Source organism: Ochrobactrum sp. WV_118_8, from assembly GCF_039631535.1.
GTDB lineage: Bacteria > Pseudomonadota > Alphaproteobacteria > Rhizobiales > Rhizobiaceae > Brucella > Brucella anthropi.
The window spans coordinates 1,403,207-1,428,599 of record NZ_JBDIUZ010000002.1 but is presented as its reverse complement, the minus strand read 5'-3'; the positions used below and the strand labels follow the sequence as shown (position 1 = coordinate 1,428,599).

The window sequence follows — 25,393 nt, the reverse complement described above, 5'->3', positions numbered from 1 at the left end:
GCGCCCTAGAACGGAGAAACCTGATCGAGAATCTGCTGGCCGTATGGCGGCTGCTGAATCTCGCTCAGACGTCCGCGGCCACCGTAGGAAATGCGGGCCTCGGCAATCTTGTCGTAGGAAATCGTGTTATTGCCGGAAATATCGCGCGGACGCACGACACCGGCGACATTCAGCACGCGCAGCTCATTGTTGACGCGCACTTCCTGAGACCCGCGGATAATCATGTTTCCATTGGGCAGCGTATCGGTGACGATGGCCGCAACCTGCAGGCGGATATCTTCACTGCGCTCGATGGTGCCCTTGCCCTTCGACTTGCTGTCGGAATGGGTGTTGAGCGAAGCATCCATGTCGCCGCCGGCCCCGGCACCCGTGCTGCTGCTCGTGGCAAACGAACCACCGGCACCGTAAATGCCCTTCGACACACGCTCGCGATCCGTCTTGTTATCGAGATTGGCGCGATCGTTGATTGAAATGATGACCGTCAGGACATCACCCGGCGTCGCCGCACGCGGATCCTTGAAGAAATTGGTCGAACGCTGGTCCCAGAGCGAATAGGTCGCCTTGCTCGGACGCGCCGGATAACCGTTGAACTGCGGATTGTTCTGCATACCAAGATGGGCCGCAACCGGGGACAGATCGGGTGCCCGACCAATTTCCTCCGGTTTGGTGGCACAACCGGTCAGAAGAACCAGTACTGCTGCTGCAAGGGTTGCTTTGTTCATGCTGTTTTTCATTGAACCGTATTCCCGGACTGCGCCGCAGCGCGCTGATCCCTGCCCGACTGATCCTTCACAGCCTGCGGTGCAGTCGTCGTGCGCTGCGAACCGACGATGACGCGGGCCAGCTTGGCCGCCTTTTCCGGCGGCATTTCATTGAGGATGATACTGGATACGCGCGGGTTGAGCTTGAGGATCAGGGCTGCCGCCGCTTCGTCGCCAATCAGCGCCATCTGCGCCGCCGCTGCATCGGGCTTCATTTTCGAGATGATGTCGACCAGCGAATCCTGCGCCTTGCTGACAAACTCGTCGCGGCGCTTCAACCACATTTCATATTCCCGGCGCTTTTCCTCAAGCGCACGCATCCGTTCCTCGACATCGGCCTTCAGCTCGGTCAATTGCTTGGCCTGCAGCGCATAGCGGGCGTCCGCCGCCTGATCGTCGATATTGCCGCAGAACTTGCGGATTTCATCGAGGTTGCCAAGCGGCGGCGAAGAAGCAAGCTGCTGTGCCGCCGATGCCTCTACCGGTACTGGAGCGGGCGTCGTCGCCTGCTGCGCCAACGCCGGAGCAGAGGCAGCCAGAAGCAGCGCTACTGCCGAACCATACCGGATCATTTTATGAGCCATGGTCATTGCACCACCAGTTCCGCATGAAGCGCGCCGGATGTCTTGATAGCTTGCAATATTGCGATGATGCCGGTCGGCTTCACGCCGATCTGGTTCAGGCCCTTCACCAGATTTTCAAGATTTGCGCCGGTCAGAATGCCAATCTTGGCGTTCTGCTGGTTGACGGCGATATCAGTGTTCGGTTCGACAGCCGTTACACCATCGCTGAACGGCTCTGGCTGAACGACCATCGGGGTTTCTGTTACACGAACCGTCAAGCTGCCATGGCTGATCGCTACTTTGGAGATACGCACCTTCTCGCCGATGACGACGGTTCCAGTCCGTTCGTCAACCACCACACGCGCCACTTCGTCAGTCGTGATCGGCAGGCCTTCAAGCTCTGCGAGGAAACGTGCGGCAGGCACGTTCTTCGGACGCGACAGGCGGATCGTCTTGGCATCGCGCGCAATAGCGACACCGCGACCGTAACGGCGCTTGGCGAAGACATTGATCGTATCGGCAGCGCGCACGGCAGTGGTGAAATCAGGATCGCGCAGCTCAACGATCATTTCGGTTTCCTTGCCGAAATTACCCGCCACTTCGCGTTCGACCAGCGCGCCATTGGGGATGCGACCGGAAGTCGGCACACCCTGCGTCACGCTTGCGGCTTCACCTTCCGCCGCAAAGCCGGACACGATCATGTTGCCCTGTGCAACGGCATAAATCTGATTGTCGGCACCCATGAGCTGGGTCATGACCAGTGTGCCGCCCTGCAGCGACGTCGCATCGCCGAGCGACGATACCGTCACATCGATGCGCGAACCGGCACCGGCAAAGGCGGGCAGGTTCGCTGTCACGATGACCGCAGCCGTGTTTTTCGAGCGGGTGGAGTTGCGCGGCGCGCTGATGCCGAGATTATCCAGCATGGCGCGCATGGACTGTTCGGTGAACGGCGAATTGCGCAGGCTGTCCCCGGTGCCCTTGAGGCCGATGACAAGACCATAGCCCACAAGCTGGTTTTCACGCACGCCCTGAATGGTGGCGATATCCTTCAGGCGCGCAACCGCGCTTCCCCGGCCAAGTTCGGCATAGGTCATTTTCGACGGATCGCCACCCGAGCCAAGCCAATCGGCATCGGCATCCACTGCGGAACCAAATTCCCGCGCATTCTTCGACGACTCGTCCGCAAATCCTGCAACAGGCTGGAAAACGAGCGCCAGGACGGCGAACAAAGTAGCAATCTGGGCGGCGCAAGTCTTTCTCACTGCATCCCCACCTGAATGCGCCCATTGGCCAGCACAGTGCCGGACACGATGATGCCGCTGTCGACGTTACGAACCTTGATGAAATCGCCAGCCGCACCGGATTCGAGCGGTGTGCCCATGGCGGTTATGGTCAGCGTACCGGCGGTAAAGACCAGCGGTGCCGGAACACCGCGTGTAACCAGAGACGGCTCCCCCAATGCGGAAACGAGGATCGGCTTGCCGGGGAGCAGCGTCTTGCGCGCCACCTTGCCTGCCGCCTGATCCGGGGACAGCACATATTGGGTCGCCGCCGGCGCGTTGATGAAGAACTGCTTCTCCAGCAATGCCGTATCGCTTACGATCTGGCCGGGATAGACGGTGGCCGAAGGCACCACAAAGGCGATGCGGTCTGCCGCACTTGCGCCAGCCATTGCCGCAAGCAGGAAGCCACCGGCAAGAACCAGCCTTTTCTTTTGAAAGATCGCCTTCACACAGCCCATCGCCATCACCGTCAGCGCAAGTTCTTCGATACGGTTGCCGCCATTTCGTCGGCAGCCTGAATAACCTTGGAGTTCATTTCATAGGCACGCTGCGCCGTGATGAGATCGGTGATTTCCTTCACCGGATCGACATTCGACGCTTCGAGATAGCCCTGCTTGATCGAGCCGTAGCCCGGATCGCCTGGCACGCCGACCAGCGGACCGCCGGATGCTTCCGTCTCGCGATAGAGATTGCCGCCGAGCGGCTCCAGACCCGCTTCATTGGTGAAGTTAGCGAGGGTCAGCTGGCCGAGATCGACCTGATTGACCTGATCCTGCAGCTTGGCGAAAACCTGTCCCGTATCGGTGACCGTCACTTCAACGGCGTCTGGCGGAATGGTGATCGCCGGTTCGACAGGATTGCCATCGAGCGTCACAAGCTGGCCATCGGCATTCTTGTTGAACGCGCCAGCGCGCGCATAAAGCGTCTCGCCGGTCGGGCTCTGAATCTGAAACCAGCCCTTGCCGGTCAAAGCCAGATCGAATGGATTGCCGGTCTGGTTGAAACTGCCCTGCATATGGAGATTGCGCACCGCTGCCGTCTGCACGCCAAGGCCAACCAGAGCGCCTTCCGGCACGATGGACTGGTTAGCCTGATTGGGCACGCCTGCCGTACGCTCGGACTGATAAAGAAGATCGGAAAATTCCGCACGCGCGCGCTTGAAGCCCGTTGTGTTGATATTGGCGATGTTGTTGGCAATCACTTCCAGATTGAGCTGCTGGGCGTTCATGCCGGTGGCGGCGATCGTCAGGGCTTTCATGGCTTATTTATCCTTGGCTACCGCAAATCAGATGGGCATACGGCTGATTTCGAGATAGGCCTGCACGATCTTGTCGCGGATCGCGATGGCCGTCTGAAGCGACTGTTCGGCTTCCATGACGGAGCTGACCACATCGCGCACCGGCGCATCGCCCTTGATGCCCTGAATGGACGTCGCTTCAGCCGTCTGCAGCTTCTGGCCGACGGAATCCGTCATCTGCGACAGGACTTCGCCGAACGAGGCACCCGGAGCTGCCGGAACAGCCTGCGGCGCGGAAGTGGAACCCACGCCCTTTTCGGCTACGGTTTCCGAGAGGCGCGACAGGGCATTGCGCGCCGAAATGCTCATGATCGAGTCGTACATTATGTGCTCCTCAAGAGATCGATGGTCATGGAGATCAGCTCACGGGCTTGTTTCACAACCTGCAAATTGGCTTCATAGGAACGATTGGCTTCGCGCATGTCCGCCATTTCGACGACCATGTTGACATTGGGGTAACGGACATAGCCGCGCTCATCCGCTGCGGGATGGCTCGGCTCGTATTGCTCGATAAAGGGCGATGTGTCCTTGCCGACTTCGGCAATGCGAACTTCGGCGGCTCCTGTGCCCTGTTCCAGCTCGGTACGGAAGGACACCGTCTTGCGGCGATAGGGATCGGCGTCGGCAGTCTCGGCGGTGGACTGCGCATTGGCGATGTTTTCGGAAACGATGCGCAGACGCGTCGATTGGGCCGAAAGGCCCGACGCTGCGATCTTCAATGTGCTTTGCAAGGCATCGGAAGACATAACTACCCCTTCGCGACCGAAAGCATCATGCGATGGAACGCTTTGACGATGCTTGTGTTGAGCGAATATTCGCGGGCGATCTCACCGGCCTTCATCATTTCCTGTTCGACATCGACCGTATTGCCGGAATGGGTCTGCTCGGTGATGTCGTCCGGCCGCAGGCGCGCACCGGCGATCCCGTCGGCCCCGGATTCCAGATGCAGAGGGCTGGTGGCAGCCATGGTAAGCTGAGTCTTGTCCAGCACATCCGCGAAAGGCTGCACGTCCCGCGCCCGGAAATCCGGCGTGTTCGCATTAGCGACATTGCCCGCAACAGTGGCTTGTCTCACCGACAACCACTGCGCCTGCCTTGCAGCCAGATCGAAAAGATGAATGGAGCTCATGGAGTTTCCCGCCTTTACAGTTGATTAACTTAAAGGCCGGAACTTGCGTCAAGCTTGCGGGAGGATAGGGCAGGAGGGCCTTATTGCCTTCACCCTCACCTCCGCATCTCAATCACATCGCCCGACGATGTCGTGAGCTGCCAGGTGCCTGCACCGCGACCGATTGAAACGAGGTGACTGCCATCGGGCAGCAACGAGCCTTTTTCGACGAACCAGTAGCCGGACGTATCCTCGATCATCGCCATGCCGCCAACGACTTCGCGCAGTGCAAAAACCGGCTTCGGGAAAGCCTGCCCGTCCCCGCTTCCATCGCCGCCATTGCCCATGCCGGTGCCCGGAAGCCCCTTGCCGTTCGACATGACCGAGCCTGTCATCGTGTTGTCCACATCGGCATTCGGCGCAACCTGCTCGGATGGTCGGAAGGACGGAAAACGACGCACCGTTTTCTGTTCCGAACGGTCCAGCGGATCGATGATCTTGCGCTCGGCCTTCTCGGGCGAACCCAGATCGACGCGCTGAAGATAGGTGACGAAAGGCAGCATCGCACTTCCGGCGGCGAGCGTGATGGCCGCGATCTTGAGGTAGCGATCCACCTTGCTCTGCGGCTTCTTCATGCCTTCCTGTCGTGCAGCGGCCTCGACCTCCGCCGTCAGATCTGCAAGGAGTTTCTCTTCCTTTGTCTTGCGAAAGCCCGTCATCATGCGTGTTGCGCCTGTCTGTCGCCGCGCAGTGCTGCGGCAAGGTCGTTATAGGGATCGTCCGATAGGCCGGTTTCCGGCGATTGCTGCAAGGCGTCGTAAATGCGCGGCACAAGATCGACCGCCTGGTCCAGAAGGCCGTCATGGCCTTTCTGGTACGCCCCGATGGCACGCAGGTCGCGCGTTTCCTCAAAACGGGCAACCATGCCCCGCAATTGGCTGACCAGCTTGCGTTGTTCCGGTGTCCAATTGTGCTTTGCAAGGCGCGAAACCGAGCCCGGAATATCGACCGCCGGAAAGCGTCCCTGCGCTGCAATCGCCCGGTCAAGCACGATGTGGCCGTCCAGCGTGCCGCGAATCGTGTCGGAAACCGGATCATTGTGATCGTCGCCATCGACCAGTACCGAATAGATGCCGGTGATGCTGCCGCCCGCTTCCGTGATACCGGGCCCTGCGCGCTCCAGAAGACGTGGCAACTGGCTGAAGACGCTTGGCGGATAGCCACGCGAAACCGGCGGTTCCTCAGCGGCAATCGCCACTTCACGCGCCGCATGGGCAAAGCGCGTGACGGAGTCAACGATCAGCAGGACATTCTGACCGAGATCGCGAAAATATTCGGCAATGGCCGTCGCCGTATTCGGTGCGAGGCGACGCATCATCGGGCTTTCATCGCCCGTTGCAACCACGGTTATCGTTTTGTCCAAGTGACCTGCCATGGTCTCTTCCAGCATCTCGCGCACTTCGCGTCCGCGCTCGCCGGTCAAAGCCAGTACCACCGTGTCGAAATCCGCCGCACGCGTCATCATCGCAAGCAGCGTCGACTTGCCGACACCAGAGCCTGCAAAGATGCCGATACGCTGGCCGAAGCAAAGCGGCGTGAAAATGTCGATGACATTGACGCCTGTACGCAAGCCGCGATCCACCCGCCCGCGGCGCAAGGCAGCCGGTGCAAGGCTCTCGGATGCCATTGGCCGGGTACCGGGCTGCAAAGCGCCCTTCCCGTCAACCGCCTCACCCAGCGCATTGATGACGCGTCCGCGCCATTCGAGTGCCGGGCGAATACGCATCGGCCCTTCCTCGAAAACCGCAGCGCCAAGCGAGGGAATGATGCGGTCATCGAAGGGTTTGACCAGCACCTGCGTGTCAGCCACCCGGATGATTTCGGCAAGGCTCTGGCCGCCTTGCGCGTGGATCGCCACCGCATCGCCCAAATGCGCATCACGCGAAAGCCCGCGCACGGCAATCGCCGAGCGCGACACGTCGCTCACCGTTCCGCCGATACCGGTGAGCGGTTTTGGCGCCACCGATTGCTGACGGGCAAAAGCGGCCAGACGGGAGAGCGGCAGATCAGGCGTCATCCGTTTCTGGAACCCAGGGTCTTAATGGCTTCAGAGACAGTACTTTCCTGCTGCGACAGCAGATTGTTGACCTGCTCAAACGCACGGCTGACGCTGATGAGGCGCGTCATCTCCGTCATGGCATCAACATTCGATCCTTCGATCATGCCCTGCACGACGCCCACACTGTTGTCGTCGGCCACCGGCTGGGCAGGCTTGTTCGGGATCACGCCGGATGTGCCTGCATAGGTCAGGTCCGCATCCGCCGGAATGGTGTAAAGACCGATAGCACCGATCTGTGCTCCGTTCTGGTAGATTGCGCCGTCGCTTGAAATCTTCGGTGCGCCGCCGCCGGGATTGAGTACGATGGGGGCACCGCCGACATCGAGAACCGGATGGCCGGTGATGGAAACGAGATCGCCCGTCGGCAGCATGTTCATGCGCCCGTCACGCGTATAAATCTGCCCCTGCGGTGTCGAGATCGACATCCAGACATCGCCCTTGACTGCAACGTCCAGCGGATTGTCGGTCTTGATCATAGGGCCTGCTTCGGTACGGATGAAGCTCTTGCCCGCCGTAGCGAAACTCACATCGTCGCTGGCCTTGTTCGAAACGATGGTATCGAACTTGGTGCCCTCGCCCCGGAAACCGACCGTTGAGACATTGGCGACATTGTGGGCAATGGCATCCATCCGCCGTTCCAGCGTGATGAGCGACGAAAGCCCGACATAAATCGAATTATTCTGCATCGCCTAACGCCCGCCCGGCTTGAAGTTCTGCAAGGTGCTGAGAATATCCATCGAAATGCCGACGGAAGACGTTCCGCCCAGAAGCAGGGACGCAATCGACGCCGGGCTGCTCGCCGTTGGATTGTTCATCTCATACATGGCGGTGAAGCGCGAAATGAGCTTCGACACGTAATCGGGATCGGACATCTTGGTGAAGTCGATCTTGTCCTCGATCATCTTCGCCTGCTTGTCGATATCAGCGTTGGATATGCTGGATGGCCAGCCGAAGGTCGTCTGGATCATCGACACCAGCGCCCTGTCGCCAAGGATTTCATAGGCATTGGTGATCGTCGGCGCCTTGCGTGCGAAATAGAGTGCCAGCCGCACGCCTTCGTTCTGGCTTCCGGCTTCCGTTTCCAGTGTCTGGCGAAGATATTTATCCACGACACCTTGTTGGGCAGCCGTGCTCTGCGTGGCCTCCGCGCCCTTGCCTGCAAAATCGAAGACGGTCGCAAATTCCTTGTAGCGCTTGTCGGTCAGCTTGTTCGCCATGGCATCATCGCTCTTGACGCCCTCAGTCAATATCTTGCGGACAAACGCCTTGGCGAAGGCCATGTCTTCCAGACCGAACGCCTTCATCGCGTAATTATAAAGGCGGCTATCGGCCATGAAATCATCGATGGATTTCACCTTGCCAATATTTTCCTTGTAGTAGGCGGTTTCCCGCTCCACCATCGGTTCCTTAGAAACACGCTGCAACGACCGCGCCATATCCGCCGCGATCAGGCGATAGCTCGTCATCGTATCGACCATGCGCATGACCCCCTTCCGGTATTTCAATCCTTTATGAAAGACCAAGCTTGTCCGAAGCTGGCTTCCGCCCGCACCAGTTGGCAAGCTTCGCGCAAGCCGCGATCCATAAGGTGCAATGAACGAACTTGTACGCGGGAGTCTCGAGCTTTGGGCATTATTGTCGGTCTTGTCATCACACTGGGCTGTATGCTGGGCGGCTTTATCGCCATGGGCGGACATGTCAGCGTGCTCATCCAGCCCTGGGAATTCGTCATCATTCTGGGTGCCGCGCTCGGGACCTTCTTCATCGCCAACCCTTTTTCACTCGTGAAAGACACGGGCCGCGCCTGCATGGAAGCATTCAGCAATGCCGTTCCAAAGCAGCGCGACTATCTCGACGTTCTGGGCGTGCTCTACAGCCTGATGCGCGAGCTGCGCGCCAAGTCGCGCAACGAAGTGGAAGTGCATATCGACAACCCGAAGGAATCGTCGATTTTTCAGGCCTATCCGAGCGTATTGAAGAAGGAAGACCTCACCCATTTCATCTGCGACTATTGCCGCCTCATCATCGTGGGCAATGTGCGCTCGCATGAAATCGAGGCGCTGATGGACGAGGAAATCCACACCATCGCCCGCGACAAGCTCAAGCCCTACCACGCCATGGTCAGCATTTCCGAAGCCCTTCCGGCACTCGGCATCGTTGCCGCTGTTCTCGGCGTCATCAAAGCCATGGGCGCGCTGGACCAGTCGCCGGAAGTGCTGGGCCATCTGATCGGTGCCGCCCTTGTCGGCACCTTTGCCGGCATCTTCTTCTCTTACGGCGTGGTCGGCCCGATCGCAGCCAAGATCAAATCGACCCGCGAAAAGAACAATCGCCTCTACATCGTCGTGAAGCAGACGCTTCTCGCCTATATGAACGGCTCCCTGCCGCAGATCGCCGTGGAGTATGGCCGCAAGACCATCTCCGCCTATGATCGCCCGACCATCGATGTGGTCGAGCAGGAAACCATGGCGAGCGCGCCGACCCAGCAGGCAGCGTAAGATGACTACGTTGGGGCAAAACCGCAAAAGCGATGTTCTGGCCGAGAACCTGCTGCGTGCCGCGGGTCTTTCAGGCGACGACCTGAAATCGCTTGCCCATGTGTTCAAGGATGCCTCGACCCATTTCTGTGACCGGCTGAAACATGGTTGCGCTGCCGCATTCGACGTTGAAGCAGGCCAGGTGGAAAGCACTGACGATGCTGCCTTTGCCGATATTCTCGACAAGGCTGCGATCATCGCACCTTTGAAGGCCGAGCGTTGGGGCAGCACACTTTATCTCACCGCCGATGCGACGCTCGTTTTCTCCGTGATCGAAGCCATGTATGGCGCACAGGGCCATGTCGGCTCTGTCGATGAGGACCGGCCTTTCGGCATGCTGGAACAGAAGATTTCCACTCTTCTTGCCGGTCATCTCGCCAGTTCTCTCGATCAGGTTTTTGCCGCAAACGGACAGGCGCTTTTTACCGCCGGTGAATGCACCGACACAGCCGAATTCGACCGTGAGAATTTCGAGCGCTCGCGCCTTTTCGCCTGCCGCATCGATGTTACTGCCGCAGGCAAAACCGGGCAGGTTCATCTGCTGCTGCCGCGCAGCACGCACAAGCCGATGCAGGATGCCGTGGCAGCCTTTTTGCGCCGTCCGATGAACCAGACCGATCCGAGCTGGGCGAAGAAGATGCGGCAGGAAGTCAGCCGTGCCCGCATCGAACTCGAAGCTTTCATCCAGCAGGGGTCGATGACGCTGGACGCCTTGTCGATGCTCGAAATCGGTCAGGTTCTCAAACTGCCTGTCGATGCCATGGAGCAAGTGCGCCTGCGCGCCGGCGATCAGCAGCTTTTCAAGTGCACGCTCGGCAAATCGGGCATTCATTTCACAGTCAAGGTCGGCGACCCGGTCAATCAGGAAGAGGATTTCATCGATGAGCTTGTTGCTGGCTAACGTGCTTTCCACATTGATGGCTCTTGCCTCGCTTGCTGCGCTCATCGTGGTTGGCCGCAAAGCCAACGAGACGATCAAGCTTGGCAAGCTGCTGGCGCTGCGCGTTGCAGCCGCCTCCAACGGTTTGGAGCGCGCCGTCAAGGCGATCCAGAGCGAACGCACCGACCTGACGGACGAAAACAACAAGCTCGAAGCCCGTCTTGCCGAAACGCAGCGCGTGCGCCGCGAAATGGAAGAAGCCATCGAAGAACTGAACAGGCTGCGCAAGGCCCTGACCCGCGACATCCGCCATGCGCGCAACGTCGCTGACAGCTCGCCGCGCACTGAAGACAAGATCGCCACTGCCACCGAACAATCGCTCCCGAAGGAAAAGAACGCGCTGCCGGTTTTCGTGCGTCGCGCGGTTCGTAAAGCTACCGTCGAACTTGCGGGGCAGGCATGAGCGCTGACAACAAGGACAAGAACATGCAGCAGGAACTGGACGAAGCCATTGAGGAACTGCGCGAGGAGAAGCCGCGCGGCACGCAGAAGGGCGCATCCAAACCCAATCTCGAACTCATCATGGGCATCCCTGTCGATGTTCAGGTTGTTCTTGGCGGCACGACCATGCCAGTTGCCAATCTGATGAAGCTTGGTCGCGGTGCGGTCATCACCCTCGACAAGCAGATCGGCGATCCGGTCGATATCGTGGTCAATGGCCGCGTCATCGCCCGTGGCGAAGTGATCGTCCTTGAAGACGATTCCTCGCGCTTCGGTGTCAGCCTCACCGAAATCATCGGCAAATAACGGACGTGACCATGGCCGACAATGAACAGCAAGCCCTCGCGGAAGATCTTGAAGGCGGCGCTACCGGCCTCGTCGATACGCTGACCGGCCCGCAAAAGGCGGCAGCGATCCTCGTTGCCATCGGACGCCCCGCTGCCTCACGTCTTCTGAAGCATTTCAATGCCGAGGACCTGCGCAAGCTTGCCGGTCATGCCCGTACGCTGGAACCGATTTCTCCGCTCGACTTCGAACAGCTGGTCAAGCAGTTCGAGGATTCCTTTGCCGAAGGCGCGCCAGTTTCAGAAGCCGCCCAACGGTTTGAAGGTCTCTTGCGGGAAGCTCTGCCGCAGGAAGAAGTCGATGCAGTTCTGGAAGACCGCGTTCAGCCGCAGCTCGTTCAGGAATCGGTCTGGGTGCAGCTTGGGCGTCTGCCGGTTGATAACCTGCAGGCCTATCTGACCGACCAGCATCCGCAGATCATCGCCTATATCGTGTCGAAGCTGCCATCCGACCTCGCAGCCCGACTGTTCGTCGTCCTGCCGCCTCAGCTGCGCAATGCCGTCGTGCAGCGCTCGCTTCATATTGGCAATGTGGCACCGGCGGCTGCGGAACTTCTCGAAGACGTGCTGCGGCGCGATCTTCTCGGTCGCAGCGATTCCGGTCCGGTCAAAGCGCATCACGGCCAGATCGCCAACATCTTCAACCAGCTCGACAGAAGCGAGATGGAAGAACTGATGGCGAGCCTGGAAGATCTCAACCGCGACGATCTCAACCGCATCAAGGCCAAGCTCTTCACGTTTGAAGACATCGAGCGCCTGTCGCAGCGCGCACGCCTGCTGCTCTTCGATGAAGTGCAGACGGAACAGATCGCAACCGCACTTCGTGGAGCAGACACAAGGCTTCAGGAACTCGTTCTCTCGTCGCTCTCGACCCGTGGTCGCCGCATGGTGGAAACCGAGCTTGGCGCCGAGCAGGGCAACATAACCGCGCAGAACATTGCCGATGCGCGCCGCACGATAGCCCGTATCGCCATCGATCTTTCCGAGCGCGGTATCATCACCCTCGACGCAAGCGAAGCTTCGTCCTGATCCTGTGTGACCCATGGCAGATGATGCTGACAAGGAAAGCAAAACAGAAGAAGCCACCGAGCAGAAGATCCGCGACGCCTTGGAAAAGGGCAATATGCCCTTTTCCCGCGAAACGCCGATCCTCGCCGGTATCGCTTCCTTTCTGATTATCGCGGTCTTTGTCGCAGGGCCTGCCACCACGAAGCTCGCCGTCTTCCTGCGCGAACTAATCGACCGCCCCGAGGACTGGCTCCTCAACAGCGCGGAAGATGCAAGCCGCTTGTTCGGCGTGCTGGCGCTGGCAGTCGGTGCAGCCCTGGTGCCAGTGTTCATCATCATTCCGCTTGCCGGTATTGCAGCCTCCGCATTCCAGAATGCGCCGCGCTTCGTTGGCGAACGCATCCGCCCGCAGGCATCCCGCATATCTCCGCTTAAAGGCTGGCAGCGGATTTTCGGGCGCGCCGGTCAGGTGGAATTCCTCAAATCGCTGGCGAAATTTCTGGCGGCAAGTGTCATCGTCTTTGTCGTCTTCTTCAACGGCAACAGTCTTTTCACAGACGCAGTCGCTTCCGACCCGAGCGCCTTGCCGGAGTTTCTGCGCGAGAACATGGTGCGCCTGCTCGTCGCCAATGTTCTGGCCATTACCGCAATTGCGGCATTCGACCTTGCCTGGTCACGCATTCACTGGCGGCAGGAACTGCGCATGACGCGACAGGAAGTCAAAGACGAACTGAAGCAGTCGGAAGGCGACCCGCTGGTCAAATCGCGCCTGCGTTCGCTTGGCCGCGACCGTGCGCGCCGCCGCATGATCAACACCGTTCCGACGGCAACGCTGATCGTCGCAAATCCGACTCATTTTTCCGTAGCACTGCGCTACAAGCCCGATCAGGATGCAGCCCCGATCGTTGTAGCAAAGGGACAGGATCTCATAGCACTGAAGATAAGAGAGATTGCAGCGCAGCATTCCATCCCGATATTCGAGGACGTTCCGCTGGCGCGCGCGCTCTATAAACAGGTCAATGTCGACCAGATGATCGCGCCCGAATTCTACAAGGCTGTTGCCGAGCTTATCCGGGTGATCAATGCACGGCACGCGATACATTGATGAATAGCCATGATTTTTATATATTTCAGAACAGTGACAGCCTGTTCCCCCAGATCGGCGGTGAAACCATGAAGAGCCTGCAATTCTCGAACGAGCGCGAGGCGATTATTGCCCAGAACCTGGTTGAGGTCGCAACCGATCTTCGTCTGGTCGATCCGGCGGATTACATTGCTTTCATACGCTGCGAGCTTTTTGCCAATATCGCCGATATCGTCAGTTCAGCTACCGAGCTTTATTTCTTTCCCGGCACGCTGGAACTCGGCCATGGCGGCGAATATCTCTGCGACTGGCAGTCGGCTCCAGCCATCGTGCTCGACATGGAATTCCGCAATCAGGGCGTCTATGCCTATTTCCGCTTGACGCTGACCGACAAGACTGCCGGAGTAGAGCTGAACCATATCGCCTTCGAAGATGCGGATGAAGACCCGGCCAAAAATACGGCGAGGCTTGCCAACGCATTCGACGCTGCCCGTCTGCCGCTCAGAAAAAGGGCCTGAAGCATTTCCAGCAAAAGTGCGAAGCGGTTTGCGCGAGGCAGATGTGGCGAGAAGAATAAACAAACACCGGATGTCTCAGCATCCGGTGTCGTTATAATCAGGTCTTTATACTGCGGCTGAACTACACCAGATGGTGAACTTCCGGCATTTCGATGATGCCGAGCGACAGCGCCGTTGCGACAGCCGACGTGCGGTTGGAACAGTTGAGTTTGATCTTCGCATTCTGGAGATAGGTAACGACGGTCCAGCGCGCGATACTCAGGATTTCCGCAATCTCTCCATCCGTCTTGCCGTTCGCGGCCCAACGCAGGCAGTCGACTTCACGCGGGGTGAGAAGGCTTGCGACCGTCGCAACATCCTTGCAGCCGCACAGGGCTGAATGAATGATCCCGGACAGGCTCAGCAGGCGCGGACGAAGCTTGGCCACAAATTGTTCGCGATCTTCGTCGGGGCTCATCTCGAACATGAACAAGGTGCATCCCACAGCACCTTTCTGGCTCCGGGCTGACACGGCGACGAAGATGTTGCCCAGTCCATGCTTTTCCGCATCCTGCAGCAGTTCAGCAATGGACGGGCACTCATTGGCATCTTCCTGAAGATCGCGAACAATACCGCTGGCATCATTCTGGAAATAAGGCGCGTCTTCCTGAAAGATCGGATCGATGACGAAATAATTCTTGGTGGAATAACGCGCAGTCCAGGAGGTCGGCACGGTCATCACGACTGTCAGATCGGAAGAAGTAGTTTTCGTGCAGTCACCCATGCGCCCACGATAGGTATGCATGATGTGGCGGCAACCGATCTCATCGCGAATTCGCGTCAGGAGAGCAAGGGTGTCGCTTTGGAAGGCCGTTCCAAAGAAGGTCTTCTTGAAATTCGGAAAATGAATGAGATCGAGTGTCATTTTTACAATATCCTTGGTACGCAAGTCCGAGGGTTACTTTGTTACCGCCTCTGAAATATCAGCGAATCGTGTCCCTAGAACTTTTCAATCGTTTATAAGTGACATAAAAAATGTAGTCTCTGGCAACCCGCAATTAATGGATTGCAATCCTTTACACACAAGAACAGTGCGTAAATTATGGCCCTCAAGCAAAATTTATAGATTGAGCCAAAAATAAAATTTTCTAAATCGATTTGTAAAAATCAACTGTTCTCTTTTTGAACACTTCGCTGCTCCGTGCCATAGGCACGGTAGAAAAAGTCGATGGCGAGCTCAACGTTTTCACGAATCGTTTCCGCCGATGGCGGTTCCGGCAAAACGCCAAACAGGCGAGGCCGATAGAGGCCAGACAGGAACAAATCAGAGAGCTGATAGGCCATTTTCTCGGGATCGAAAGGCTCCAGTTCGCCATTCTTAATCATATCATCGAGATACTCGGCCATGAGAACGAGGCTGCGCTTCGGTCCGCGCTCGTAGAAGCGGGCTGCAAGCTCGGGCTTGCGCTCGCTGACACCCAGAACAATGCGCTGCGCGCGCACTGCCGTCGGCGAGGTTATCAGCGTGACCAGCGCCACGCCGAAGTCGGTCAACTGCTGGCGCGAATTAAAACCCTTGTCGAGTTTTTCGATCAGTTCACGAAACATTGTATCGCGGTAATGCTCGCATAGTGCGACGAACAGATCTTCCTTGCTGTTGAAGTAAACGTAGATCGTTCCCTTCGACACACCAGCCTCGCGCGTGATGTCATTCATGCTGGCTGCGTCAAACCCCATACGCAGGAACACATCCTGGGCGCCTTCAAGGATTTGGCGGCGTTTTGCAGGGTCCTGACCGGCGCCGAGCCGCGTGCGACCGCATTCCGTTTCGGAGCAGGACGATTTGCTGTTTCCGGGTCGGCCGACACCTTTTTCATCATGCCGGTTCCGGTCATGCATCATCGTATCCGGTGTTCCTTTGGTGTTGCGATCAGGCTTCATTCTTCGAGACTCTTAACTTTTTTCGAACCAAGCGGTTCGATATCCTCTTGATATGCGCATCTTATTGATCTATGTCAACATCGAACCGAGCGGTTCAATCCGAAGGATGTGCAGAAAGTTTCCCCTATGTCCGCCCCGAAGTCCGTTGATAAGGCCGATATTCATCCGTTCCCCAACGCCAAGAACTTCGCCTCGGCAACCCAGCCAGCGACAAGTGAGGCGCCTCTGAACGAGAGATCGCAGCCCCATACCGTACCGACCCCGCAGGAAGCCGCCCCTAAGGAAACTGCCAAAGAACCTGCAAAGAAAAAGGGCTTCGGTAAACGTGTCCTTCTTCCCGGCATTCTGACGGTCGCGGTCGCCGGAGGCCTCTGGTTTGCCTATGACTGGTGGACAGTTGGACGTTTCATGGTTTCAACCGACGACGCTTATGTGCAGGGCGATATTGCGTCCATCGCGCCGAAGGTTACGGGTTATATCGAAAATATCCCGGTGGTCGCGAACCAGCAGGTCAAGGCTGGCGACGTCATCTTCCAGCTTGATGCTGGTGATTACCAGATCGCGCTTGACGAAGCGGAAGCCAAGCTGGCGACCCAGAAGCAGACGCTCATCCGCATCAAGGCGGAGACCGATGCTGCGCAGGCCATTCTTCTGCAGGCAAACGCCGACAAGCAGGCCGCAACAGCAGTCCTGACCAATGCTCAGAACACGATTGCGCGCGTGCAGAAGCTGCACGAAACGCGTTTCGTCGCGCAGGCTGATCTCGATACCGCCCAGTCCTCGCTGGACCAGGCACGCGCCAAGGTCGCTGGCGGCGATGCGCAGATCGCTTCCGCCAAGGCCAATATCGAAGTGCTCAACGCTCAATATAGCGAAGCCGACAGCACGATGAAATCGCTGGAACTCGCCCGCGATAAAGCCGCGCGTGATCTTTCCTTCACGTCACTGCGCGCGCCGTTCGACGGTGTGATCGGTAATCTTGCTGGCAAGAAGGGTGATCTCGTTTCGCCGGGCCAGAAAATTGCAGCACTTGTTCCGGTCAATGAGCTTTATATCGACGCGAACTTCAAGGAAACGCAGCTCGCAAAGATCAGGACCGGTGAAACCGCGCATATCTATGTCGATGCAATCGACGGCACGAAATTCGACGGCAAGGTCGCGTCCATCGCCCCGGCCTCGGGTGCAGTGTTCTCGCTGCTGCCGCCGGAAAATGCGACCGGCAACTTTACCAAGATCGTGCAGCGCGTTCCTGTTCGCATCATGATCCCGAAGGAAGCGCTCGAATCCGGCAAGATTCGCGCGGGCCTGAGTGTCGTGGTTGATATCGATACGCGTACGGCACCCGACGAAAAAGCCGACTGATCGAAATCGGCAGATCCTATTGAAGTAACACATGGCGGCGCGGCGAAACGGATTTCGCGCCGCCTTTCTCTTCCATTCCGGAGTGCGCCGTCATGGCCGCAGATACGACAATGGGGCCAGTAGCCCCGGCGGATGACCGCATCGACCCGAAGAAGGCCGTCGCCTTTCTGGCCATGGTGTTCGGTATGTTCATGGCGATCCTGGACATCCAGATCGTCTCGGCATCGCTTGCTGAAATTCAGGCGGGTCTGAGTGCCAGTTCCGACGAAATATCCTGGGTTCAGACATCCTACCTGATTGCCGAAGTCATCATGATTCCGCTGTCGGGCTTCCTCGGACGCCTGATGTCGACGCGCGTTCTCTTCACCCTTTCGGCGGCAGGCTTTACCCTCGCAAGTATGCTCTGTGCGACAGCGACGAACATCGAGCAGATGATCGTCTACCGCGCCATTCAGGGCTTCATCGGCGGCGGCATGATCCCCAGCGTGTTCGCGGCTGCCTTCACCATCTTCCCGCCTTCCAAGCGCTCGATCGTCTCGCCGATGATTGGCCTTGTGGCAACGCTTGCGCCTACCATCGGCCCGACGGTAGGCGGCTATCTGAGCCACGCCTTCTCCTGGCACTGGTTGTTTCTGGTCAATGTCGGTCCCGGCATTCTGGTCACCATCGCCGCATGGAACCTCATCGACTTCGACGAAGGCGACAGTTCGCTCCTCAGCAAGTTCGACTGGTGGGGCCTTGCCGGCATGGCAGCTTTCCTCGGCTCGATGGAATATGTGCTTGAAGAAGGCCCGCGTAACGACTGGCTGCAGGATGAAGCCATCTTCATTCTGACCGGCGTCATGATCATCGGTGGTATTCTCTTCTTCTTCCGGGCCTTCACGGCTGAAGAACCCATTGTGGACTTGCGCGCCTTCAAGAACGTCAACTTTGCCTTTGGCTCACTGTTTTCGTTCGTGATGGGCGTCGGCCTCTATGGTCTTACCTATCTTTATCCACTCTATCTCAGCAGCATACGCGGCTACGATGCCCTGATGATTGGGGAAGCGCTGTTCGTCAGCGGCCTTGCCATGTTCTTCACCGCGCCATTGGCAGGCTTCCTGTCAAACCGCATGGACCCGCGTCTGATGATGATGATCGGCTTCCTCGGCTTTGCGGCAGGCACATGGATGGTGACCGGCCTCACTGCAGACTGGGATTTCTACGAACTGCTGCTACCGCAGATCCTGCGCGGTTGTTCACTGATGCTTTGCATGGTGCCGATCAACAATCTGGCGCTGGGCACGCTCCCGCCTGCCCTGCTGAAAAATGCGTCGGGTCTTTTCAACCTGACCCGTAATCTGGGTGGCGCTGTTGGCCTTGCCGTGATCAACACGATTCTGACCCGTCGCGGTGACATGCACTATGAGCGTCTGGCGGAGCATGTTCGCTGGGGCAATGCCGAAGCGGAGAAAATGATCGCCAGTCTGACAGCCAAATACAATGCGGCTGGCATGGACGGCGCAACAATCGCCATTGCCAAGCTTTCCGGCATTGTGCGCCAGCAGGCTACCCTGCTCTCCTTCATCGATGTGTTCTTCATTCTCACGATGATGTTCTGCTCGCTTGCTGTCTGCGCCGTGATGCTGCGCAAACCGAAGCAGGTCGCCGGTGGTGGTGGAGGGCATTAAACCTTCCACCTCACAACTTCATACGAAACCCGCAAGGGTTCATTCAACTTTCGGAAGTTTTCGTTTATCCCCGATATCCGACATTGATGCCGCGCTGGGACAAACCATTGTCGCGCAGGGAAAAGCCTCTCGCAGAATTGTGACAGCGGTGAATTTGCTGTCACATTTCCTGTCATAAAAATGCTGCTCCCGCTAACGGATGAATTGCTAAGTCCCTGAAAACGTGTTTCACTTTCCACCGCTGACAGTTTGTGACAATCCATAAACTGTCATCCAACCGTCATGTAGGGCGGGTATCGGGAATGCGCGAGCACCGGAATCGACCGGGGGCGTTCGCCGGACCTTAAACAGGGGAGTCAAACAATGCTTGCTTACACAGCGCGTCTGCTGTCGCTTTCGACGGCAATCGCCGTTGCCGGGGTTTCCATCGCCGCTGCTGAACCGTCAGCCGAACTGATCGCCGCTGCCAAGGCAGAAGGCGAACTGACCACCATCGCACTCCCGCATGACTGGTGCGGCTATGGCGAAATCATCAAGAGCTTCAAGGACAAGTACGGCCTCAAGGTCAACGAACTGAACCCGGATGCCGGTTCGGGCGATGAAATCGAAGCCATCAAGGCCAACAAGGACAACAAGGGCCCGCAGGCTCCTGACGTCATCGACGTCGGCTTCGCCTTCGGCGCATCGGCCAAGAAGGACGGCCTCATCCAGCCTTACAAGGTTGCAACATGGGACGAAATTCCGGACAGCGCCAAGGATGCTGAAGGCTACTGGTACGGCGATTATTACGGCGTTCTGGCCTTCGAAGTGAACAAGGACATCGTCAAGGACATCCCGCAGGATTGGGAAGACCTTCTCAAGAGCGACTATGCCAACTCTGTTGCGCTTGCAGGCGATCCGCGCGTTTCCGCACAGGCCATCCTCGGCGTTCATGCCGCCGGTATCGCCCGTGGCGGTGAACCGGGCGAAGCCGCAGGCAAGAAGGGCCTTGAATTCTACAAGGAACTGAATGCCAACGGCAACTTCGTTCCGGTCATCGGCAAGGCTGCCTCGCTGGCACAGGGTTCCACCCCGATCGTCGTCCGTTGGGACTATAACGCTCTCGCCGATCGCGACACGCTCAAGGGCAACCCGGAAATCGAAACCGTCATTCCGAAGTCGGGCGTCATCGCTGGCGTGTATGTTCAGGCAATCAGCGCCTACGCACCGCATCCGAACGCTGCGAAGCTGTGGATGGAACACATCTATTCGGATGAAGGCCAGCTCGGCTATCTGAAGGGCTACTGCCACCCGATCCGCTTCAATGCAATGGCGAAGGCTGGCAAGATCCCGCAGGAACTGCTCGACAAGCTGCCACCGGCAGAAGCCTATGAAAAGGCTATCTTCCCGACCCTGGAACAGATTGAGGCCGCACAGACCACGATCACCAAGGAATGGGACAGCGTCGTGGGCGCAAACGTCCAGTAAGGACCTGTAAGCGCCAAGTACACACTTGTCGCATCGAACACATATCGCGTCGGCCTTAGAGCGCATCCCGAAAAGTGTGAAACGGTTTTCGGAAAAGATGCGCGGTGCAGAACAAAAGTTGAGATACATTGATCTGGTTTATTCAGATCGGCGTATCTCAACGGTCGGCGCGATATCAAAGCGGCTTTCATCTGAGCCGCCGGTCCTCTTTTCCAAACAGCGTCACGCTCTTTGGCAAACAGGATGCGCAGTTCAAAAAGAATGCTAGCTATTTCCGGCAGGGGCGAATGACAGCCTGCCGATCGCAAAAAACAAGAACAAAAGTCGGAACGGTTCTGTCAGTTCCGTTCTGGCGGGAACCGGTCTAAAGAAAGAACGTATGAGTTCAATAGCCGAAACATCAGCCCCCAGCGGAGTGCGCAAGCGCCGACTTCCGTTGTCATGGCTTGGCGTGACACCGTTTTTCATCTTCGCCATTTTGTTCCTGATCTGGCCGACGATGTATCTCATCATCGGTGCATTTCAGGACCCGGCCGGAAACTTCACGCTCCAGAACATCCACGATCTGTTCCAGCCGCAAATCATGAGCGCGTACTGGGTATCGATCAAGGTCAGTCTCGCATCGGCCATTGGCGGCGCGATCATCGGCTTCTTTCTGGCCTGGGCAGTCGTTCTCGGCAACCTGCCTTCGTGGCTGCGCCCGACGGTATTGACCTTTTCAGGCGTAGCATCGAACTTTGCAGGCGTGCCGCTTGCCTTCGCCTTTCTGGCGACACTGGGGCGAACCGGCTTTGTGACGATCCTGCTCAGGGAGTGGTTCGGTTTCAATCTCTATTCGACAGGTTTCAACCTGCTCTCCTTCTTCGGTCTGACGCTGACCTATCTGTTCTTCCAGATACCGCTGATGGTGCTGATCCTGACACCCGCGCTCGACGGCCTGAAAAAGGAATGGCGGGAAGCCTCATCCATTCTGGGTGCGACCACCGCGCAATACTGGCGCATGGTGGCCTTCCCGATCCTGTGGCCGAGCCTGCTCGGCACGACGCTTCTGCTGTTCGCCAATGCCTTCGGCGCAATCGCAACCGCCTACGCTCTGACGGGCTCCTCGCTCAATATCGTGCCGATCCTGCTCTATGCCCAGATCCGCGGCGACGTTCTGCATAACCAGAACCTCGGCTACGCGCTGGCACTTGGCATGATCGTCATTACGGGTGTTTCGAACCTCATCTATATTTGGCTGCGCATTCGCGCCGAGAGGTGGCAGCGATGAAAAAGAAAGGCATTAATGCCCAGAAGATTGGGGCCTGGATCGCCTTCCTGATCGGCGCAATCTACTTCCTCGTCCCACTGATTGGCACGTTCGAATTCTCGCTGCGTATGCGGCGCGGCGAATATTCCTTCGATGCCTATCGGGTCGTGTTCTCCGATCCGAACTTCCAGGCAACCTTCGGCTATTCGATTCTGCTTGGCTTGCTCACCATCGTTTTCGGTGTTCTGCTGGTGGTGCCTACGGCCTATTGGGTGCGCCTGCGCCTGCCGCAACTGCGCCCGGTGATGGAATTCATCACGCTGATGCCATTGGTCATTCCGGCCATCGTCATCGTGTTCGGTTACTTGCGCATCTACAACTCGTCGTCGTGGCTGCCGTTCACGGCGTCCACCCGCGCGACCGACCTGCTCCTGATGTTCGGCTATATGACGCTGTCGCTGCCCTATATGTATCGCGCTGTCGACACAGCGATGCGCACGATTGATGTTCGCACGCTGACCGAAGCAGCCCAGAGCCTCGGCGCGGGCTGGGGCCGCATCATGTTCAAGGTGATTTTCCCGAACGTCATCTCCGGCGTGATGAGCGGTGCTTTCATCACATTCGCCATCGTCATCGGTGAATTCACGCTGGCTTCGCTTCTGAACCGTCCGGCCTTCGGTCCCTACCTGCAGCTGGTCGGCGCAAACCGCGCCTACGAACCGTCAGCGCTGGCGATCATTTCGTTCGGCATCACGTGGCTCAGCATCATCATGCTGCAGCTCGTCTCGCGCCTCAATAAATTCAAGACAACCGCCGGGTAACATTCATGGCTTTTCTCAACATCAAAAACCTGAAAAAGAGCTTCGGCGCCAATACCGTCGTCCACGATTTCAACCTCGCCGTGAAAAAGGGCGAATTCGTTTCTTTCCTCGGTCCATCGGGCTGCGGCAAGACAACCGTTCTTCGCATGATCGCCGGTTTCGAAGCGCCCGATAACGGTGCCATCGAAATCGACGGCAAGGATGTAGTCGATCTCAAGCCCAACCAGCGCAATATCGGCATGGTGTTTCAGGCCTATGCGCTCTTTCCGAATATGACGGTGGCGCAGAATGTTTCGTTCGGCCTGCGCGTTGCCGGAAAGCCGAAGGCGGAAATCGACGCCACCGTGCAGGAGATGCTCGGCCTCATCCGCCTCGACCATCTGGCGGATCGTTATCCCTATCAGATGTCCGGTGGCCAGCAGCAGCGCGTGGCACTGGCCCGCGCGCTTGCCACCAAGCCGCAGGTTCTTCTGCTCGACGAGCCGCTATCGGCACTGGATGCGAAAATCCGTATATCCTTGCGCGAAGAAATCCGTGCCATCCAGCAGAAGCTTGGCATTACCACCGTCTTCGTCACCCACGATCAGGAAGAAGCGCTGTCGATTTCCGACCGCATCGTGGTCATGCACGAAGGCCGCGCCGACCAAATCGGCTCGCCTTTCGACATCTATAACCGCCCTGCCTCACGCTTCGTGGCATCTTTCGTCGGCACACTCAACATGCTGGAAGCCTCGGTTAGCGAACCCGGCAAGAACAGCATCGAACTCGACGGCCGCACCATCACCGTGCAGGAAAAGCTCGACCATCATCCGAAGGGCAAGCCTGTCACACTGGCCCTGCGCCCGGAAGCTGTCAGCCTCGAAGCACGCAAGAGCCACGATACCTCGCTGGACGCGACCATCGAGGACGTGCACTTCCTCGGCTCCGTCATCCGCACGCGTGTGGCGCTTGGCAAGAACCGCCTGTCGTTCGACACGTTCAACGACCCGACCCAGCCTCCGCCGCAGCGCGGTGACAAGGTGACGGTGCATTTCGCCTCGCATGATCTGCTCGTGCTGGCAGATTAGAGCGCATCCCGAAAAGTGTGAAACGGTTTTCGGAAAAGATGCGCGTAAAAACAAATGATTAGAGCGCCGATCTGATCCAATCAGATCGAAACACGCTCTAAAATAAAAAAGCCGCCCGATGGGCGGCTTTTTTGTTTGTCACGTGCGCGACGGGCTGATGAGATTTCGGTTCATGTCGTGCCGAAAATGGTGGCTTTCGAGAACCGGATCGCAGAGGGACGCCATTTGCAGGCGGGTGAGGGACCGAAAGATATCAGCCCCAGGGACCGTGGAAATCACCATCCTTATCGATACGCTTGAAGCCGTGCGAACCGAAGAAGTCGCGCTGGCCCTGAATGAGATTGGCTGTGCCGAGCGCCTGCGTGAAGCTGTCGAAATAGCTGAGCGCTGAGCCGAGCGCTGGCAGAGGCAGGCCAGCGAGTGCCGCCTTGGCGACGATCTGGCGCAGGCCCTTGGAAGCCTTGCTCATGCGCTCCACAAAAGCAGGTGCCAGCAGCAGATTGCGGCTTTCGCTGTCTTCGAAGGCATGGGCAATATCGTCCAGAAGCTGCGAACGAATGATGCAGCCTGCGCGCCAGATGCGCGCCGTTTCGGCAAGCGGAATGTTCCAGCCATGCTCTTGCGAGGCGGCTTCCATCACCGCAAACCCTTGAGCATAGGCAGCAATTTTGCCAGCAAGCAGGCCCTGCTCCAGATCGGCAAGGAATTTTGCCTGATCGGAAATGTCGAGGCTGCGCGAACCCGGCTTGTAGGCCTTTGCGGCAAGCTCACGCGTAGCCTTCAGCGAGGACAGCGAGCGCGCGGCAACAGCGGCTTCGATTGCCGTTGCCGGAACGCCAAGCATCTGCGCCTCGATGGCCGCCCAGCGGCCCGTGCCCTTCTGACCAGCTTCATCGAGGATCATGTCGACCATCGCCTTGCCGGTTTCCGGATCGGTCGCCTTCAGCACCTTGGCGGTGATTTCGATCAGATAGGAGTTGAGCGGGCCTTCGTTCCATTTCTCGAACACATCACCGATAGCCGGAGCCGAAAGCCCGAGGCCGTCCCGCAGGATGCCGTAGATTTCGGCGATCATCTGCATGTCGGCATATTCGATACCATTGTGGATCGTCTTGACGAAATGACCGGCGCCATCCGGGCCGACCAACGCGCAGCAAGGCTCGCCCTTGTACTTGGCGGCGGCAGCAAGCAGGATCGGTGCGATGCGCTCATAGGCTTCCTCGGTGCCGCCGACCATCATCGACGGGCCATGGCGTGCGCCTTCCGCACCGCCGGAAACGCCCATGCCAACAAAGGTCGGGTCGTTGGGGCCAAGTGCCTTCAGACGGCGCACCGTATCGCGGTAATCGGAATTACCGGCGTCAATCATGATATCGCCCTTCTCAAGATAAGCCTTGAGGCGGGTGGTTTCGGCATCCACGGGAGCGCCTGCCTTGATGAGGAAGATGATGGGACGCGGCTTGCGGATATTGGCAGCCAGATCCTCGAAAGTGGGGCAAGGGATGATCTTGTCGCGCAGCGGGCCAGCCTTTTCCATGAAGGCTTTGAGCACAGGCTCATCACGGTCATAGACGGCTACCGTGTAGCCTTTCTCGGCTATGTTCAGCGCCAGGTTGGAGCCCATGACGCCAAGGCCGACCATTCCGATATCTGCTTTTTCCATTTTGTGCCCTTCAGAAATGCAACCGACCGGCCGTCGTCTAGACACATGCAGAACATCGAACGCCGACAAGCCGAACCGATAAGAATAGGCTGCAGCCGGATTTCGGCAGCAGCGCATGTCAATCTGTATCCTATTGTGGGATGATCTAGGGCATATGACGCAAAGTTG

28 protein-coding genes are annotated in these 25,393 nt (G+C 58.0%); 13 read left to right on the top strand and 15 right to left on the bottom strand.

Annotated features, from left to right (window positions below; translation table 11 throughout):
* Positions 1-5 precede the first annotated feature (5 nt).
* The 12 genes from flgH to ABDF71_RS20630 all read right to left on the bottom strand — a co-directional run bounded on the left by flgH (position 6) and on the right by ABDF71_RS20630 (position 8,612).
* Positions 6-734, bottom strand: coding sequence for a flagellar basal body L-ring protein FlgH (gene flgH, locus ABDF71_RS20685; RefSeq protein ID WP_029929839.1), 729 nt, complete (start codon positions 732-734; stop codon positions 6-8).
* Positions 731-1,351 carry a MotE family protein gene (locus ABDF71_RS20680; protein WP_258125034.1) on the bottom strand — a complete coding sequence of 207 codons (621 nt, stop codon included), beginning with the start codon at positions 1,349-1,351 and terminating at the stop codon, positions 731-733. The genes flgH and ABDF71_RS20680 overlap by 4 nt, the downstream gene beginning before the upstream one ends.
* Positions 1,348-2,589, bottom strand: a complete 1,242-nt coding sequence (locus ABDF71_RS20675) for a flagellar basal body P-ring protein FlgI (protein WP_258125033.1) — start codon at positions 2,587-2,589, stop codon at positions 1,348-1,350. The genes ABDF71_RS20680 and ABDF71_RS20675 overlap by 4 nt, the downstream gene beginning before the upstream one ends.
* On the bottom strand, positions 2,586-3,068 hold the full coding sequence (flgA, locus tag ABDF71_RS20670; RefSeq protein ID WP_010660731.1) for a flagellar basal body P-ring formation chaperone FlgA: 483 nt from the start codon (positions 3,066-3,068) through the stop codon (positions 2,586-2,588). Before flgA ends, ABDF71_RS20675 begins: the two co-directional genes overlap by 4 nt.
* Before the next feature lie 11 nt (positions 3,069-3,079).
* Entirely contained in the window at positions 3,080-3,868 is a 789-nt protein-coding gene (gene flgG, locus ABDF71_RS20665) for a flagellar basal-body rod protein FlgG (RefSeq protein WP_012093514.1), read from the bottom strand.
* Between the two features lie 27 nt (positions 3,869-3,895).
* Entirely contained in the window at positions 3,896-4,231 is a 336-nt protein-coding gene (gene fliE, locus ABDF71_RS20660; protein ID WP_010660729.1) for a flagellar hook-basal body complex protein FliE, read from the bottom strand.
* Complete coding sequence (gene flgC, locus ABDF71_RS20655) at positions 4,231-4,653, bottom strand: flagellar basal body rod protein FlgC (RefSeq protein ID WP_012093515.1); 423 nt, start codon at positions 4,651-4,653, stop codon at positions 4,231-4,233. Before flgC ends, fliE begins: the two co-directional genes overlap by 1 nt.
* 2 nt (positions 4,654-4,655) lie before the next feature.
* Positions 4,656-5,036: a flagellar basal body rod protein FlgB gene (gene flgB, locus ABDF71_RS20650; RefSeq protein ID WP_010660727.1), complete on the bottom strand. Its 381-nt coding sequence runs from the start codon at positions 5,034-5,036 to the stop codon at positions 4,656-4,658.
* 95 nt (positions 5,037-5,131) lie between these two features.
* Positions 5,132-5,737, bottom strand: coding sequence for a hypothetical protein (locus ABDF71_RS20645; protein ID WP_012093517.1), 606 nt, complete (start codon positions 5,735-5,737; stop codon positions 5,132-5,134).
* Entirely contained in the window at positions 5,734-7,092 is a 1,359-nt protein-coding gene (gene fliI / locus ABDF71_RS20640) for a flagellar protein export ATPase FliI (protein WP_012093518.1), read from the bottom strand. The genes ABDF71_RS20645 and fliI overlap by 4 nt, the downstream gene beginning before the upstream one ends.
* Positions 7,089-7,820, bottom strand: coding sequence for a flagellar basal-body rod protein FlgF (gene flgF / locus ABDF71_RS20635; protein ID WP_010660724.1), 732 nt, complete (start codon positions 7,818-7,820; stop codon positions 7,089-7,091). Before flgF ends, fliI begins: the two co-directional genes overlap by 4 nt.
* A gap of 3 nt (positions 7,821-7,823) precedes the next feature.
* On the bottom strand, positions 7,824-8,612 hold the full coding sequence (locus ABDF71_RS20630) for a DUF1217 domain-containing protein (protein WP_029929833.1): 789 nt from the start codon (positions 8,610-8,612) through the stop codon (positions 7,824-7,826).
* 147 nt (positions 8,613-8,759) lie between these two features.
* Between ABDF71_RS20630 and motA the strand changes: the two genes are divergently transcribed.
* The 7 genes from motA to ABDF71_RS20595 all read left to right on the top strand — a co-directional run bounded on the left by motA (position 8,760) and on the right by ABDF71_RS20595 (position 14,006).
* Positions 8,760-9,632 carry a flagellar motor stator protein MotA gene (gene motA / locus ABDF71_RS20625; protein ID WP_010660722.1) on the top strand — a complete coding sequence of 291 codons (873 nt, stop codon included), beginning with the start codon at positions 8,760-8,762 and terminating at the stop codon, positions 9,630-9,632.
* A 1-nt stretch (position 9,633) separates the two neighbouring features.
* Positions 9,634-10,572 (top strand): FliM/FliN family flagellar motor switch protein, encoded by a 939-nt coding sequence (locus ABDF71_RS20620; protein ID WP_258125031.1) that lies wholly within the window; start codon positions 9,634-9,636, stop codon positions 10,570-10,572.
* The gene (locus ABDF71_RS20615) at positions 10,553-11,014 is read left to right on the top strand and encodes a BAB2_0123 family type IV secretion system effector (RefSeq protein WP_029929830.1); all 462 of its coding nucleotides are present in this window, start codon (positions 10,553-10,555) and stop codon (positions 11,012-11,014) included. Before ABDF71_RS20620 ends, ABDF71_RS20615 begins: the two co-directional genes overlap by 20 nt.
* Entirely contained in the window at positions 11,011-11,358 is a 348-nt protein-coding gene (gene fliN / locus ABDF71_RS20610) for a flagellar motor switch protein FliN (protein ID WP_012093523.1), read from the top strand. The genes ABDF71_RS20615 and fliN overlap by 4 nt, the downstream gene beginning before the upstream one ends.
* Before the next feature lie 11 nt (positions 11,359-11,369).
* Positions 11,370-12,425 (top strand): flagellar motor switch protein FliG, encoded by a 1,056-nt coding sequence (locus ABDF71_RS20605; RefSeq protein WP_010660718.1) that lies wholly within the window; start codon positions 11,370-11,372, stop codon positions 12,423-12,425.
* Between the two features lie 13 nt (positions 12,426-12,438).
* Positions 12,439-13,509 (top strand): flagellar biosynthesis protein FlhB, encoded by a 1,071-nt coding sequence (gene flhB, locus ABDF71_RS20600; RefSeq protein ID WP_010660717.1) that lies wholly within the window; start codon positions 12,439-12,441, stop codon positions 13,507-13,509.
* Positions 13,510-13,577: 68 nt separating this feature from the next.
* The gene (locus tag ABDF71_RS20595) at positions 13,578-14,006 is read left to right on the top strand and encodes a BspJ family T4SS effector nucleomodulin (RefSeq protein ID WP_012093524.1); all 429 of its coding nucleotides are present in this window, start codon (positions 13,578-13,580) and stop codon (positions 14,004-14,006) included.
* A 121-nt stretch (positions 14,007-14,127) separates the two neighbouring features.
* On the opposite strand, the gene ABDF71_RS20590 is transcribed toward ABDF71_RS20595, so the two are convergent.
* Complete coding sequence (locus ABDF71_RS20590) at positions 14,128-14,910, bottom strand: helix-turn-helix transcriptional regulator (protein WP_010660715.1); 783 nt, start codon at positions 14,908-14,910, stop codon at positions 14,128-14,130.
* 242 nt (positions 14,911-15,152) lie between these two features.
* Entirely contained in the window at positions 15,153-15,926 is a 774-nt protein-coding gene (locus ABDF71_RS20585; protein WP_258125030.1) for a TetR/AcrR family transcriptional regulator, read from the bottom strand.
* 126 nt (positions 15,927-16,052) lie between these two features.
* Here ABDF71_RS20585 and ABDF71_RS20580 point away from each other — a divergent pair, with 126 nt between their 5' ends.
* The 6 genes from ABDF71_RS20580 to ABDF71_RS20555 all read left to right on the top strand — a co-directional run bounded on the left by ABDF71_RS20580 (position 16,053) and on the right by ABDF71_RS20555 (position 23,562).
* Positions 16,053-17,288 carry an HlyD family secretion protein gene (locus ABDF71_RS20580; RefSeq protein ID WP_094515872.1) on the top strand — a complete coding sequence of 412 codons (1,236 nt, stop codon included), beginning with the start codon at positions 16,053-16,055 and terminating at the stop codon, positions 17,286-17,288.
* Between the two features lie 92 nt (positions 17,289-17,380).
* Positions 17,381-18,958, top strand: coding sequence for a DHA2 family efflux MFS transporter permease subunit (locus ABDF71_RS20575; protein WP_010660712.1), 1,578 nt, complete (start codon positions 17,381-17,383; stop codon positions 18,956-18,958).
* Positions 18,959-19,321: 363 nt separating this feature from the next.
* Positions 19,322-20,425: an ABC transporter substrate-binding protein gene (locus ABDF71_RS20570; protein WP_010660711.1), complete on the top strand. Its 1,104-nt coding sequence runs from the start codon at positions 19,322-19,324 to the stop codon at positions 20,423-20,425.
* Positions 20,426-20,804: 379 nt separating this feature from the next.
* Entirely contained in the window at positions 20,805-21,695 is an 891-nt protein-coding gene (locus tag ABDF71_RS20565; RefSeq protein WP_010660709.1) for an ABC transporter permease, read from the top strand.
* Positions 21,692-22,495 (top strand): ABC transporter permease, encoded by an 804-nt coding sequence (locus tag ABDF71_RS20560; protein WP_010660708.1) that lies wholly within the window; start codon positions 21,692-21,694, stop codon positions 22,493-22,495. Before ABDF71_RS20565 ends, ABDF71_RS20560 begins: the two co-directional genes overlap by 4 nt.
* Positions 22,496-22,500: 5 nt before the next feature.
* A complete protein-coding gene (locus ABDF71_RS20555) occupies positions 22,501-23,562 on the top strand; it encodes an ABC transporter ATP-binding protein (RefSeq protein WP_010660707.1) in 1,062 nt (353 codons plus the stop codon).
* 253 nt (positions 23,563-23,815) lie between these two features.
* Here ABDF71_RS20555 and gnd read toward each other — a convergent pair whose 3' ends face one another.
* The gene (gene gnd / locus ABDF71_RS20550; RefSeq protein ID WP_010660706.1) at positions 23,816-25,225 is read right to left on the bottom strand and encodes an NADP-dependent phosphogluconate dehydrogenase; all 1,410 of its coding nucleotides are present in this window, start codon (positions 25,223-25,225) and stop codon (positions 23,816-23,818) included.
* Positions 25,226-25,393 lie beyond the last annotated feature (168 nt).